The following is a 13,188-nucleotide window of genomic DNA, read 5'->3' on the forward strand; positions in this document are numbered from 1 at the left end:
GGGCGGGTGGGGGCGCCGGCCCTGATGGCTTTGAGGACCAGGGGCGGAGAAGAGTGTCCAGCCGCTCCAACTCGGCTGCGACGCGTTCACGCCCTTTGCCTGGCTCCACGAGCTGCCGTACGGCCCTGGCCCGAGCGTCTTCCACCAGCGCGCGGCACACGACGCCCAGAGCCCACGGGAAGTGCGTGAGAGCGCGGGAGCTCCCGAGTGGCAGCGATGGACCCGGAGCCGCTCACGGGCCGTCTGCGGGGCGGTGGTTGGCCTTCGCGAGGCGTGGGTGTTCGGGCGCGGTGGGGGCTCTTGCCCGGGCGGGCATCCGGCGGGCGGGCCAATCCGCTCCGGGTGCGCCGCCGCTACGGAGCACACCCCGCCGGCCCGCCACGCGGACCGGCGCGGACTCGGGCGCCGCTCGTGCCTCCGGCCCGCACCGCCCGGCCCCGGCCCCGCGCCACCACAGGTAGCCGCAGGGTGCCCCGCTTCACGCTTTCCCCTGCCAACAACGCCCCCGGACTCCGAGAGCAGCATCCCCACCACCCGACACCCCGTCTCCACCTGCCACCAACCACCCCGCGGCGCCGAACCGGACCAATACCGGCGAGCAAACGGGGACGACGCGGCACCACCTTGCCCAGGACCGGGGACCGCTTCCGGCGAGAACCCCGAAGATGGCAACCTGCCCGAGGCGGAACGAGTCGATGAGGAGCCGGGCCGTCCTGGGGCCGTGCGAGGCAGAGCAGCGTTGACAAACGACGACAGAGGCCAACAGCATCAGCGCAGGTCGCAGAGGTGCGCCGAAGGGCGGGCCCAGGTGGAAGGCTGGCCGCACCACTTCCGGAAGAGCCGACTGTGGATAGACCCAGCAAGCATGCTGGGTGTTCCATGGGCCCATGCCCGACGAACCGAGGCGTCCGCTCAGAGATATCCACGCAGGTGACCGCGTCCAAGCAACCATCACCAGCCACCAACCTTGGGGCCTGACGGCGGAGATCAACGGCTACGAGCCGGTTGGCGCGTCGCTCGACGTCATCCGCCGTGGCAGTGAGCTGGGAGTCGGGCGAATAGCCGACGCTCTACCGGCGGTGGGATCGACGGTGGAGTTGATCGTGGCGGAATTGCGTTCCTGGCACCACGCACCATGGGTGTGGGTAGACCTCACGAGCGCATAGGCGCCTGATGTCAAGCCGCCCGTGGGACTCTGACACCAGCAGCCGACACCAACAGGCGCGGACAACGGCGATCAACGCCGGACAGCAACGGACCGCCAGCCAAGGAAACCCGCCGATTGACCGACGTTGCGGATTCCCCGTGTCGCGCGGCGAGATCTGTGCAGCGGGCCCCGGTCGCTGCCGTGGCCATCGCGATCGTTCGAAACTGGGCCCAGGGCGGCGACGATGTTGCTGACGGTCCGGCCGGAGCGGTGCGAATGCCGGGCCATCACGTGTCGCGTCCAGCCTTCACCGTCCAGCTGGCGGACGACGTGCCGCTCCTCCTCGGTGATCGGGCCTGCCTTGGCCACGGTCACCTCCGGGCGTCCCGAGGCCCGGCCGAGGAGCCGTCGGCCGGGCCTGGCCGGCAGCGGCTCAGAGGCCGAGGAGCTTGCGCTTCCCCGCCTCGAAGTCGTCCGGGGTGATGACGCCGGCGTCGCGGAGCCCGGCAAGCTTCGTCAGCTCGTCGGCCATCGACGCGGGCGCGGCGGCTGCGACGGCCGCCGGTGCGGTGTGCTGTTGCGCGATCGCCTTGTCCAGCGCCGCGCGCAGCTCCTCGAACGGCGGTTGCTGCTGCCTGGTGAAGACGACGCTGTTCTCGTCGTTCGCGGCGCTCTTGGACTGGCTGCCGAAGGCACTCCGCCGTTCGTTGCCACCCGGGACGCTGAACTGGATGAAGCCGTTGACGAGCGGACCGGCGGGCTTCCACTGCACGGCGCTGATCTGCGAGATGTGGAGCCGCTTCTCGCCCTTGCCGACGGTGGCCCTTGCCAGGAAACCCTTGCGCAGGATGGTGACGTACTCGCCGTCGAACTGGATCTGCCCGCCGGTGCCCTTCACTTCGAGCATGAGCTACCCCCCTTGGTAGAAGGGCATCGTGACACGGCGGGCTCGGGGCCGGGAGGGGAACGACAGAAGGCCCACCTAGGGCGGGCCTTCTGTCGTCTGCGTCCGGGCACGCGGGACTTGGCAGGCGAATGACGACTCATCAGCGGGAGGACGCGAGGAGGGCCAGCTACATGTGGCTCACGGGTCATTGCTGCCGCCCACGCGTTGTGGTGCCCGTAAGATAACAACACCTCGCTTCCTCCCCAGCGTTGCTCTACGGGGGTGGAGCTCATCACGCCCACCAGGCGCCGATCGGCGCCTGGACATGGGAGAAGGTGAGGTGAGGGAGATGCTGAAGTCGCGTGGCCCGCGAAAGCCGTGGACCAGCCCCGAGAGGTGGCAGGTCGTACTCGGCTGCGGAAGCTTCGTGATCGCGGCCATCGCCCTCATGGAGCAGTTCGCTCAGCACTGAGCGACCCATGCACGACCCGGTCGGGGGATGCTGCGCATGCGCAGCGAGCCCGGTCCTCAGCAGGACGACCGGGCTCGTGAACTGCGGGATGGGCCTGTCGCCGGTAGCCGCCGGTGGCGGGCCCTCTCTCGTGTGTCATCAAGCTGACTTGATGACACATAAAACATACCAGTTTTGAACCGGATCGCTTCCTTGAAACTGGTCCCGATTAAAACTGGCCCTGATTCCGAATTATCTTGAGCTTCAGAGTTCTCGTATCGGGCAAACACGCAGGTCACAGGCGTCAGAGGCGACGCGCCGAGGGCGTCGGTCGTCGTGGTGAGCCGCTCGCGAGCGGCCGCGTATTCAGCCAGAGACCTCGGTGTCGACAAGCCGCGACGCCGCTCGTGCCGGGGCCCGCACACCGGTCAAGGACTGTGTCGCCTTCGGGCACGCTGTGCACCAGCTGCCGCAGCCCCGGCACGTGCCGCTGCGTGGATGCGGACTCGGTCCTTCCCACGCGGCTAAGGGCCTTTGAGGCACGCGTGGCGCTGCCCGTGGGGATGAGCTGCCGGCCCCGGGCGCCATACACGGATTGGTGACCCGCTGCTTCTCTGAGCACCGTGCGGGCCGGTGCAGGTCCGTCGTTCGAACCGAGATCCACCCCACCGCCGTCCATGGGCTTCACCATGTCCGACTCCGGCGCCAACGGCCTGTCCTCCCGCGTACGGCCGCGCCGCAGCGAAGGCCGCGTGCGACGGCGGGGCAGGGGGCATGCCGGAGGGCCGGGCGGGTGTTGGCTCGTCCGGCCCTCTGGGTGGGGTGTTGTTCGGCGGCCCGGTCGCGGACCGTGGCACGGTCAGATGCGCCCGCTTGTCAGGCGGGTCAGGGGGCCGCCCTTCGTGTGCGACTTCGCGGTAGCCCTGCCGGCCGCGAACGCCGCGCCCATCAGGCCGACGAAACCGGCGCCGGCGCCCGCCGCGATCCTCTTGCGATCCTTCACGGCCGTCCACGCGAGCGTGGCGCCCGACGTGACGCTCGTACCGAGCGAAGCCGCCGCCTTGCGGCCGGAGTCGAGGCCCGCGGCGGCGGACCGGCCCGCGTGCGAGGCCGCCGCGCCCAGCGCCGTGGTGCCCGTCGCCGCGGCCTTCTCCGCGGCGGTCGCGGAGTCCTTGGCCCGCTGGGCCGAGCCCGCGCTCTCCTCCTTCGCGCGGCCCGCAGCGCCCTGAACCGTCCGGCGCGCCGCGGTGCCGTTGGCGCTGCCGGTTCGTGTCCCCTTGCCCGTCTTGTTCTCTTCTGTCGTCATGGTGTGCGTGTTGCCGCACAACTCGGCGGGAAACCAGGCGAGATGGCCTACCAGGGGTAAGGGGCCCCACGGCTTTCAGCTGTCCTGGCCGTGCGGCAGCAGGGACCCGAGCGGGCCGAGGTCCAGGTTCAGGTCGTCCATCGTCAGCCCGTAGCGTTCGCACAGCTCGCTCATCCGGTCCTCCAGGATCATGAGCGTCATACCGATGCGCTCCTCCTGGTTCTCGTCCAGGTCGCCCTGGTCCACGCGGTGCAGCGCCGTCCGCTCCATCAGCTGCCGCAGCAGCTCGACGATCGTCAGGACCAGCTTGATCAGGTCGCGTTCCACCGTCTCGGGGTCGGTGCGTAGCCGTTGCGCCACGTCCTTGCCGCGCGCGCCGGGCTCCTGCCCCGCCGGCCCGTCCGCACCGGGCGCCCGGTCCTCGCCCGGGGGCGCGGGTGCGAGGTCGAAGGCGCGGGCCGCCGCCTGTGCGACGGACGCGAAGTCGTCGTTCACGTTCATGGTTCACGCACCCAGGGGGCCGGTTCGTCGCCGGTGATCGAGCGGATCACGGCGCGCAGGTTGATGTGGACGAGGTCGACGTCCGCGATCGACAGCACGAGGTCGCCCGTGAGGACCGCGCCGCCGTTGAGCAGCCGGTCCAGCAGGTCGATGAGCGCGATCTCGCGCCCCGCGAGCGCCTCCTCCTCGAAGCCCCGCGCCCCCGCGCCCGGCGCGCCGGGCACCTCCGGCAGTGTGCCGGTCACGAGGCGCTCGCCTCCTCTGTCCGCGAGTGCGCCGTGAACGAGTACGGCGCCCAAGGGCCCGTCACCTCGACGTGCACCCCCGGCACGCCCGCCGCGAGCGACGCGACCGCGGCGCGGAACTCCGCGACATCGTCCCGGGCCACGAGGTAGGCCTCGTTGGCGATGTTCTCGCCCACTCGCGAGGCGAGTTCGCCCTGTTGGGGACGGTGCGCTGCGCGGGCCCGCGCGAGGGCGGACACCGCCTGCGGCAGCCGGGCCGCGACCTCACCGGCCGTACGGTACGCGTCCCGGTGGCTGCGGCGCTGCGCCTGGCGCCTGCGCAGGTACGCGCGGCCCGGGCTCTCGTCCCCGGCCGCGCCCGCCCCCGCCGTGCCGGAGTCCGAGCCGGACGCGGCCGGCTGCGGCGTCGCGTAGACCTTGACGCCCAACTCCTCATGGCCTTCGAGCCAGTCGAGGAGTCGGCCGAAGTCCTCGGCGCCCGCGCGCAGGACACCGGCCGTGCGCGCGTCGTCCAGGTGGACGGTGGCGAGCCGCATCGGCAGGACCGTCGTACGGGCATGAACGGCGTCCACCACGGCATTGTGCGCGCGGGCGAGGGCCTCCAGCTGTTCCAGGTCGTTCAGGCGCGCCTCAAGTCCCCGCGTGCCGAACGCGTCCGCGGGCACGGACGCCACGACCGCGGCGAGCCCGCCGTCCCGTACGAGCCGCAGCGGCGGCGCGGACGGCACGGCCGGCGGCTCGGGGGCGTCCGCACGGCACACGGCGTACAGGTACGTGACGGTGTCGGCGTCCGCCATCAGCGCTCCTCTCCGTCCTCCTGCTCGGGAGCGTGCCCGGCCCGGCGCGCTCCGCCGTCCGCACGCTCCGAACGGCTCGTACGCTCCGTACGCTCCGTACGGTTCGAATCGTCTCCGGTGTCGCGGCGCGGGCGCGGGCGCTTGCGCGGTCGCTCCGGTTCCGGGACCGAATCCGTCCGAGGCTCCCGGTCCGCCTCCCGGCCGCCGGCCGGTTCGCGCTGCGGCGCCCGGTCGCCGCCCTCGGTGCCGCGTCCCCGGGGCAGGGCCGCGCCCCCCGCGGCGGCACGCAGTTCCGCGACCTCGGCACGCAGCCGGGCGATCTCGTCCGACTGCTCCTCGCCGCCGGGACCCGGTACGGCGGCCTGCGCGCGCCCGCCCCGGTGCCCCGCCGACATCTGGCGCCCCGGGCCCTCGTCCCTGGCTCGGGACGACAGCGACGGGTCGTGCTCCCACCAGTCGATGCCCATTTCCTTCGCCTTGTCGACGGAGGCGACGAGCAGCCGCAGTTTGATGGTCAGCAGCTCGATGTCGAGCAGGTTGATCTGGATGTCGCCCGCGATCACCACGCCCTTGTCGAGGACGCGCTCCAGGATGTCCGCGAGGTTGGCGGAACTCCCCTGCGCCGGAGACCCGTAGGGGGTCCCGACAGGAGAGCCGCCCATGCGGCCTGCCAGTGAGTCGGACACGTCAGTTCACCCCTGTCCCTGCCCCGGGTTCTGCCCTGATCTCTGTGCCTGTGCCTGTCGCGGTGCCTGTGCCTGTGTCTGTCGCGATTCCCGCGCCTGTCCCCGTGCCTGGTCCTGTGCGGCGAGCAGGGCCCGGTGCCGCCGGGGCCACCGACGTCACCTGGCCCTGCCGCGTCGGGCACATCACCGGCGGCCGGCGCGGCCCGCGTCCGCGTACTCGCGGTCGTCGTCGGCCTCGTCCGCCTCTGGCTCGTCCACCTCGTCGTCGTACCGATCGGCCTCGTCGTCGGCCTCGTCCGCCTCCACGTCGTCGGCCTCGGCCTCGGCCTCGGCCTCGTCGTCGGCTTCGTCCTCGTAGGCGCGGTCGTCGTCCTCGGCGTCCTCGAACCGGTCGTCCTCGCCGGCGTCCTCGGCGTCCTCGTCGGCTTCGGAGCCCTCGGCGTCTTCTGGGCCCTCCGAGGCCTCGTCGTCCTCCGAATCCTCGGGGCCTTCCGCGCCGTCGGAGCCTTCCTGGCCGTCTCCGGTGTCCTGCTCCTGCGCCTCTTGCTCCTCCTGCTCTTCCTGCTCCTCCTGTTCGCGCTCCATCGCCTCGTCGTGGTCCATCACGACCTCGCCGTCGCGGATCTCGCCGCGCCAGGAGTCGGTGGCCTCGCCGCGCATCATGATGAACTTGCGGTACAGCTTCAGATCGAGCCGTGCCCGCCTGCCCTGCGCGCGCCAGATGTTGCCGGTCTTCTCGAACAGCCCCTTCGGGAAGTACTCAAGGACCATGAGCACCCGCGTGAGGTTGTCGGTGATCGGGTGGAAGGTGACGACGCCCTTCACGGTCCCCTTGGCGCCCTCTGTGGTCCACGTGATGCGCTCGTCGGGGACCTGCTCGGTGACGTTCGCCTTCCAGCTCCGCGTGGACTTGGCGACCTTCACCTTCCAGTTGCTGGAGGTGTCGTCGCCCTTCTCCACGCTGACCACGCCCTTGGCGAACGTGGAGAACTCCTGGAACTGCGTCCACTGGTCGTAGGCCACCCGCACCGGCACACCGACGTCGATGTCCTCGCTGATGGTGACGGACTTGGACTTGCCGCCGCCGCCCTTGCGGCCCTTGCCGAACACTCCCTTGACCTTGTCCTTCAGGGTGTTCTTCAGCTGGTCCTTGCCAACGGCCTTGATCGCGTCGGCCGGGGACCCGCCCTCCGTGAGGGCCTGTCCGCCCTTCGCCAGGCTGCCCGCGAGCCCGCCGGCGGGGTCGGCGAGCTTGCCCGCGCCCTCGCCGAGCCGCTGGCCGAGGTTCGTCACCGTGTGGGTGGCCTTGGCCATCACGTAGTTCCGCAGCTCTTCCTTCAGCCGGTCCGCCGCGGGGCTTTCCGAGATCTCCTTGCGGAGGTCGCCGAGTGTCGAGTCAGCCATTGCCGCCGCCTTCCCGGTTACCGGCCTTCCGGGTCGTTCCCGAGGCGGTCCTGCGCGCCGAGGAGGTGCTCTTGCGCGCTCCCGACGTGGCCTTCTTACGGGTGGACGAGGCCGCGGGCCCCGCCTTGCGCGCCCCGCCGGAAGCCGTCTTCCGCGCACTGCCCGACACCTGGGTACGGGTGCTCGACGCGGTCTTGCGCGGGGTCGAGACCTTGCCCGGCGTGGACTTCTTCGCGCTCTTCGAGGCACTGCCCGCGGACCTGCGCGAGCCCTGCCGCGACGCGGGAGCCGACTCGTCGTCGGCGCTGTCGTCGGCGCCGCGGTCGGCGTCCTCGGCGTTACGGGTGTCCCGGTCGTCCTCGTCGTGGTCGTCGTCCGTGTCACGGGCGTCGCGGTCGTCGTCGGCGTCGCGGTCGTCACCCGCGTCCCGGTCGTCGTCAGCGCCTTCGAGGTCCAGGGTGCGCTCGTGGAGGGAGTCGGCGAAGCCGCCGATACGCTTGGTGAGCGCGGAGGTCGCCGCCGTCTTGGTGGTCTCGAGCAGTTCCTTGCGCACCTGCTCGTTCAGACCGCCGAGCAGCTGCGAGTTGCCGAGCATGGACCCCAGCTGCTTGGGGTCGAGGTTGAGCTTCTTGCCGGCCAGGAACATCCCCAGGCCGATGGCCATCTTGGCCTTCTTCGTACGTCCCAGCAGATAGCCCCCTACGAGGGCCATCCCTATCTTCGAATTGGTGTTGGTCATCTGTCGCGCACCTCGTTCTCCCCATGAGTGAGACCGTCCGGCGTCAGGAATCAAGACCGAGTCGCCTGCGCTCTTGTTGGATGAATTCCAGCTGGTCGAGCAGTTCGTCCTCGCGCCGGTCGAATTCCTCTTCCGAGATCCGGCCGGCGAGGAGCTCCTGCTCAAGCGCAGCCAATTGACCGCGGACCGGGCCGGGGTCGTAGTACTCCTGCTCCGCCGCGGTCATCACATGTCCGAGTACCCAGGTGAATCCGCGGACCGGGGCGACCGGGAGAGTCAGGATCTGTGTGATGAGTCCCATGAATTCCGTTCTCCCTTCCCTCGCGTAGGGCTGTCGCTTCCGATCGCACGTTGCCTTCGCGGCTGCGGCCTTTGATGTGGCTATGGCTATGGCCACTGATGTGGCTATGGCCGCGGCCTTGGCTTCCGGTGCACTCGGGGGCGGAGCGGTGGGCCGGCCGGACCTGTCCGGAAAGGGCTCGGGCGGGCCGGGGCGCCGCGTGTACCGCTCACGCTCTCCGGCCGCTCTCTCCGGTCTTTTCTTTCGCCTGCCACGGTTTCGCCCGCATATGCATCCGGTCGTCTCCGACGTGCTCCGGGGCGCGCCGTGCGTAGCCGGGTGAAACTGCGTGTAGTCGGACAGCGTCTTGTCGGACAGCGTGTAGTCAGACGAAGCTGTACGGCGGAAGCGGACCGTTCAACCGGATCGTGTAAGCCTCGCTGTGCAGACCCGCTTCCTCGTGCACGGCCTGGGAGAAAGCGGCTGCTTTCTCGCGCTTGACGAGGAACGAGACATTCAGAAGGGTTTCCTGCGTCGCGTCGCCGACCGAGGTGTTCAGCGCGGCGGGGGCGAGCCGGTCCGTGATCTCCCGCGCGTCGCGCTCCTGGCGGGCCTTGACCTCCGCGGTGATCAGCTCACCGAGGCGCACCTTCTCGTTGTGCGCGTCCGGATTCTGGCGGGTGAGCTCATTGAGCTCCTGGATCTCGTCGGATTCCCGGACGATCTCCCTCAGCAGATCGTCCTCGTCGCGCGAGACCTTCAGATTGAATTCGAGGCAGTCGTCGAGCTCGGCGAGCCGCTCCTCGTAGCTCGCGCGGTTGCCGTCGAGCGCCGCCGCCACCTGCTCGTCGTCGGGGCCCACCAGGCCGAACCGCATGGGCAGCACGGCGCCGTCCGCCATCAGGCGTTCCAGTACGGCCTGGTGCGCGGCGACGTCCCTGCGCTTGGCCCGCAGGTCCTCGGGCGCGTCGCTGACGACGGCCGTCAGCCCCTCGGTCCGCACGGTGCGCATCTTCGACGCGGGCTCGCCGACCCCGTTCAGCCCGTCGAGCCGCACGGGGTGGTCGGACGCGGTGATCGCGTATACGTACGTGGACACGGACTACTCCTCCCGGCGGCGGGTCGTACGGCGGCTGCCGGCCGAACTCGTCTTGCTGCCGCGCTCGTGTTCGCGCTCGCGGTCGTCGTCACCGCTGCTCTGGAGCGAGTCGGTGATCGCCTCCACGGCTCCCGTCAGCGCTCCTTTGCTTTTTCCTTTGGCTCCGCTCTCCACGGTGTTCCCGACGAGGTCGGTGAGCCCGGAGGGCTTGTTGCGGCCGGACTCCAGGTCGAGCCTGTTGCACGCCTCGGCGAAGCGCAGATAGGTGTCCACGCTCGCGACGACGACACGGACATCGATCTTGAGTATCTCGATGCCGACCAGGGAGACCCGGACGAAGGCGTCGATGACGAGGCCGCGGTCCAGGATCAGTTCAAGGACGTCGTAGAGATTGCCCGAACCACTCCCGCTGGTGGGAGCGTTGGATTGCTGCACTATGCTCACGCGCTTCTTCCTTTCTCTGCTGAGTTGTTCGCGGAGGCGTCTTCCTAGTCGTTCGAGTACTTCGCCGAGGCGTTTGCCACGTCTCCGCCGACGCGTCCGGAATCGCGTACGTCGCGTGCAGCGCGTACATCATCTGCGACCGCACGTGGAAAAAGGGGCGGCGGCCATGTAACGCTGCGGCTCAGTCGACCCTGCCTCGCGGATAGCGTTGAACCCTTTCGTAACCGGTCAGTTCACCCTCGCCGTCCAGATCGACGCGGTAGGACGCCATGACACTCGATGTGTCCGGAATCCGCTCGATCTCGACGACCTCGACCGCCGCGGTCCATCCGTCGTCCGTCTTCTTGATGGCGGACACGGAATCCGGTTCGCTGCCGAGCAGCCCGGAGAGTTGTTCTGCCGCGCGGCGCATCGCTTCGGGGGCCGCGATGCGTTTCCGTTTGCTGTCACTCCGGTTCCGGCTGCTGTCGCTCTCGGAATTCGTCATGGTCCTGTCCGTAGCGTCGCGAAAATGTGTGCGCGCCGTGCCGGCACGCGCTGTGCGATCCGTATGCGCGGCACAGAGAGTGATACGTGTGACGCACCGACCGATAAGGGCTCGCGCTTTTTGCGTACGGTCCGCGTGCCCCTTGCTCGGTGACCTATGCGTGATGTGTGTCAGGGCTGCGGATGTCCGGTGCGCGCGGCGCGTGGAATACGGTCAGGGAACCGGCGGGGGGCGCCGTCGGAGGCGGCGTGGGAGACGGTGTCCGAGACGGCCCGCGAGGCGCGGTGGAAGGCGGGGCCGAAGGGGGACGAAGGGCCCGGTGTCCGGTGCGCCAGCAGGTCACTGATCGGTATCAGCCGGTGTGTATAGTCGGCAAGAGAACGTCCCCTACGTCAATGAAAGACGAGGTCGCGCGGTGAAGAAGCTTCTCCTGGTCGCACTGGCCGCCATCGGCGGGTTCCTCGTGTACCGCCAGATCCAGGCGGATCGCGCCGAGCAGGATCTGTGGACGGAGGCGACCGACTCCGTGCCGTCTTCCGGAGCCGACGCCTGAGGCACGCAACTCCACACAGTCCTGAAGAACGAGCCCCGGCCGCGCGAAGCGACCGGGGCTTCGTGCTGCGCGGACCCGGCTGGGACCGGGCCGGGACCGGGCCCGAGCGGGCTCTGGGACGCTGACGCTGACAGGGAACGGCGGGCGGGGCAGGATGGACCGGGCACCAGCCACCAGCAGGGGGAACAGTGTGACGTGTCGTCAATTCCTTCACAGCGCACGGGGCGTACGGAGCGCGGGGGGTGCAAGCAGCGGGCAGGCCGTCCTGAGCGCTCGGGGCGTACGGACAGGCGGCGTACGGCCGGGGGGGGGGCGGCCGTGGGATGCGCGGTCCGCCACCGGTGCCGTGCTGTGCGTCCTCGGACTGCTGGTCGCGGCGACGGCCGCGGCGCCCGCCGAATCCGCGTCCGCGTCCCCGTCCCCGTCGGCCGCGTCCTCTCCGTACGCGTTCGACCCGGATGCCCGGAACGTGGCGGGCGCCGCGAGCACCGCGGGCGCTCCCGTGCTCGCCGCCGGTGCCACGTACCGCGACACGATCAAGCCGGACTCCACCCTCCACTACCGTGTCGACCTGGACGCCACGAGCAGCGCGTACGTCTCCGCCGTCGCCGTCCCGAAGCCGGGCACGAAGGTGGCGTACGGCGACAAGCTCGAAGTGAGCCTCCAGGACAGGAACGGCCGCGAGTGCAGCTCGAACCAGTCGGAGTTCGGCGTCTCGACCGACTTCCCGAGACCGCTGGCGGCGTACGCGTACCGCACCGTCGGCGGCCCCTCCTCCACCTGCACGGGGGCCGGCCCCTACTACGTCGTCGTGCGGCGCGACGGGGACTCGTCCTCGTCGCCCGACCCGTGGGGCCTCGAACTGCGGCACGTGTCGGAACCCGGGCTGACGAAGGCGGGTCCGACGGCCCCGCCGGAGAGCTGGCCGAGCGCGTCCCCCGCCCCGGGGACCGGGGCCCCCGAGCAGGCGCAGGGCGGCACGGGCTTCTACGACGCGGGGCCACTCGGCGCGAGCGGCACGTACACGGCGTGGATCAGGCCCGGGCAGACGCTGTTCTACCGCGTGCCGGTGGACTGGGGGCAGCAGCTCTTCGGCAGCGTGGACCTGGCGAGCGCGCCGGGGCCGCTGCCCTCGGCCGGCGGACGCGGCGGGCTCGGGCTGGTGGACGGCGCGCTCGCGGTGTCGCTGTTCAACCCCGCCCTCGGGTTCGTGGAGAGCGCGAACGCGCCGCTGTACGACGGACAGCAGAAGACGACCTCGCTCGACCCGTTGCCGCCCGTGGCCTACCAGAACCGCTTCTCCTACCGCTCCGGCGTGCGCGACATGCGCTTCGCGGGCTGGTACTACGTGCGGGTCAGCCTGAACCCGAAGGTCGGCTCCGCGTACGGGGACAGGCCGTACGGGATCACGCTGCGCCTCGACGTGACCGGGAAGCCCGGCGCCGCACCCGCCTACGCGGGCCCGCCCGGGCCGTTCACCACGCAGGGCGGTCACCCGGCGGCCGGCGGGACGGGGACGCCGGCCCGCTCGGGCGGAGGAGACAGGGCCTTCGACCCGGGCACGAGACGCCTGGTCGGGTACGCCGGCATCGGCGCGGGTACGGTGCTCGTCCTCGGGCTCGCCGGGTGGACGCTGGCCGCGCGGCGCCGCGCCGTCAGGACCCGCTGAGCGCCCAGACCCCCACGGCGAAGCAGAGGAACGCGAGCAGCAGCACCGGGACGGCCACCGCCACGGGCGGTCCCGGCCGTCGCGCCGCCGCGGGGGCGCGCGCCGGCGCGCGGGCCGCGAGCGGCTGCTGCGCGCTGCGGGTGGCCGTGTCCGGCTGGACGGCGGGCGGCGCGGACGGCGCGGTGGGCACAGGCGGCGGCAAGTGGAAGCTGCCCGTGTCGGAGAGGGACGCCGCGACGGCGTGCGGCAGGGCGGCGGGCGCCCGGGGATCGCCCGCGGGTGGCGCGACCGGGGGCGCGTACGCGGGCAGCGGCGGGGCCGGCGGAACGGGCGGCACGCTCGGCGGCGGTGGGGCGACGCCCCGGGCGGCCTGCGAAGGACCACCCGGCGCGGGCGCGCCCGCGCCCACCGGCCCTCCCGCGAAGCCTGCCTCACGCGCCGGGACGGGCGCCGGGGCCGGGGCCGCGGGCTAACCACCCCCGTGCGCCCCTACG

At 71.1% G+C, this 13,188-nt stretch carries 18 protein-coding genes; 4 read left to right on the forward strand and 14 right to left on the reverse strand.

The window, feature by feature from the left end:
• Positions 1–887: 887 nt before the first annotated feature.
• Positions 888–1,166: a hypothetical protein gene (locus LCE31_RS26675; protein WP_225018528.1), complete on the forward strand. Its 279-nt coding sequence runs from the start codon at positions 888–890 to the stop codon at positions 1,164–1,166.
• Between the two features lie 71 nt (positions 1,167–1,237).
• Here LCE31_RS26675 and LCE31_RS26680 read toward each other — a convergent pair whose 3' ends face one another.
• Both LCE31_RS26680 and LCE31_RS26685 read right to left on the reverse strand, forming a co-directional pair.
• A complete protein-coding gene (locus LCE31_RS26680; protein WP_225018530.1) occupies positions 1,238–1,522 on the reverse strand; it encodes a hypothetical protein in 285 nt (94 codons plus the stop codon).
• A gap of 58 nt (positions 1,523–1,580) precedes the next feature.
• Complete coding sequence (locus LCE31_RS26685) at positions 1,581–2,054, reverse strand: DUF4429 domain-containing protein (RefSeq protein WP_225018532.1); 474 nt, start codon at positions 2,052–2,054, stop codon at positions 1,581–1,583.
• Between the two features lie 328 nt (positions 2,055–2,382).
• Here LCE31_RS26685 and LCE31_RS40575 point away from each other — a divergent pair, with 328 nt between their 5' ends.
• The gene (locus LCE31_RS40575) at positions 2,383–2,505 is read left to right on the forward strand and encodes a hypothetical protein (protein WP_263632329.1); all 123 of its coding nucleotides are present in this window, start codon (positions 2,383–2,385) and stop codon (positions 2,503–2,505) included.
• A gap of 838 nt (positions 2,506–3,343) precedes the next feature.
• On the opposite strand, the gene LCE31_RS26690 is transcribed toward LCE31_RS40575, so the two are convergent.
• The 11 genes from LCE31_RS26690 to LCE31_RS26740 form a co-directional block, all read right to left on the reverse strand.
• Complete coding sequence (locus LCE31_RS26690) at positions 3,344–3,790, reverse strand: hypothetical protein (RefSeq protein ID WP_225018534.1); 447 nt, start codon at positions 3,788–3,790, stop codon at positions 3,344–3,346.
• Positions 3,791–3,865: 75 nt separating this feature from the next.
• Positions 3,866–4,291, reverse strand: a complete 426-nt coding sequence (locus tag LCE31_RS26695; protein ID WP_225018538.1) for a gas vesicle protein K — start codon at positions 4,289–4,291, stop codon at positions 3,866–3,868.
• Positions 4,288–4,536 (reverse strand): gas vesicle protein, encoded by a 249-nt coding sequence (locus LCE31_RS26700; RefSeq protein ID WP_225018540.1) that lies wholly within the window; start codon positions 4,534–4,536, stop codon positions 4,288–4,290. The genes LCE31_RS26695 and LCE31_RS26700 overlap by 4 nt, the downstream gene beginning before the upstream one ends.
• Positions 4,533–5,333 (reverse strand): GvpL/GvpF family gas vesicle protein, encoded by an 801-nt coding sequence (locus LCE31_RS26705; RefSeq protein ID WP_225018542.1) that lies wholly within the window; start codon positions 5,331–5,333, stop codon positions 4,533–4,535. The genes LCE31_RS26700 and LCE31_RS26705 overlap by 4 nt, the downstream gene beginning before the upstream one ends.
• Positions 5,333–6,019: a gas vesicle protein gene (locus LCE31_RS41325; protein WP_374118565.1), complete on the reverse strand. Its 687-nt coding sequence runs from the start codon at positions 6,017–6,019 to the stop codon at positions 5,333–5,335. The genes LCE31_RS26705 and LCE31_RS41325 overlap by 1 nt, the downstream gene beginning before the upstream one ends.
• A gap of 183 nt (positions 6,020–6,202) precedes the next feature.
• On the reverse strand, positions 6,203–7,423 hold the full coding sequence (locus LCE31_RS26715; RefSeq protein WP_225018544.1) for an SRPBCC family protein: 1,221 nt from the start codon (positions 7,421–7,423) through the stop codon (positions 6,203–6,205).
• Positions 7,416–8,162 (reverse strand): hypothetical protein, encoded by a 747-nt coding sequence (locus LCE31_RS26720; protein WP_225018546.1) that lies wholly within the window; start codon positions 8,160–8,162, stop codon positions 7,416–7,418. The genes LCE31_RS26715 and LCE31_RS26720 overlap by 8 nt, the downstream gene beginning before the upstream one ends.
• Positions 8,163–8,205: 43 nt before the next feature.
• The gene (locus LCE31_RS26725; protein WP_225018549.1) at positions 8,206–8,463 is read right to left on the reverse strand and encodes a gas vesicle protein GvpG; all 258 of its coding nucleotides are present in this window, start codon (positions 8,461–8,463) and stop codon (positions 8,206–8,208) included.
• Between the two features lie 364 nt (positions 8,464–8,827).
• Positions 8,828–9,541 carry a GvpL/GvpF family gas vesicle protein gene (locus LCE31_RS26730; RefSeq protein ID WP_225018551.1) on the reverse strand — a complete coding sequence of 238 codons (714 nt, stop codon included), beginning with the start codon at positions 9,539–9,541 and terminating at the stop codon, positions 8,828–8,830.
• A gap of 3 nt (positions 9,542–9,544) precedes the next feature.
• A complete protein-coding gene (locus LCE31_RS26735) occupies positions 9,545–9,985 on the reverse strand; it encodes a gas vesicle structural protein GvpA (protein WP_225018553.1) in 441 nt (146 codons plus the stop codon).
• Between the two features lie 181 nt (positions 9,986–10,166).
• Positions 10,167–10,472, reverse strand: a complete 306-nt coding sequence (locus tag LCE31_RS26740) for a gas vesicle protein GvpO (RefSeq protein WP_225018555.1) — start codon at positions 10,470–10,472, stop codon at positions 10,167–10,169.
• Positions 10,473–10,887: 415 nt separating this feature from the next.
• Here LCE31_RS26740 and LCE31_RS26745 point away from each other — a divergent pair, with 415 nt between their 5' ends.
• Both LCE31_RS26745 and LCE31_RS26750 read left to right on the forward strand, forming a co-directional pair.
• Positions 10,888–11,025, forward strand: coding sequence for a DLW-39 family protein (locus LCE31_RS26745; protein WP_225018557.1), 138 nt, complete (start codon positions 10,888–10,890; stop codon positions 11,023–11,025).
• 346 nt (positions 11,026–11,371) lie between these two features.
• Positions 11,372–12,694 (forward strand): hypothetical protein, encoded by a 1,323-nt coding sequence (locus LCE31_RS26750; RefSeq protein WP_225018559.1) that lies wholly within the window; start codon positions 11,372–11,374, stop codon positions 12,692–12,694.
• On the opposite strand, the gene LCE31_RS26755 is transcribed toward LCE31_RS26750, so the two are convergent.
• Positions 12,681–13,031 carry a hypothetical protein gene (locus tag LCE31_RS26755; protein WP_225018561.1) on the reverse strand — a complete coding sequence of 117 codons (351 nt, stop codon included), beginning with the start codon at positions 13,029–13,031 and terminating at the stop codon, positions 12,681–12,683. The two genes, LCE31_RS26750 and LCE31_RS26755, sit on opposite strands and share 14 nt — an antisense overlap.
• Between the last annotated feature and the right edge of the window lie 157 nt (positions 13,032–13,188).

It is taken from the genome of Streptomyces sp. 8L (assembly GCF_020176795.1).
GTDB lineage: Bacteria > Actinomycetota > Actinomycetes > Streptomycetales > Streptomycetaceae > Streptomyces.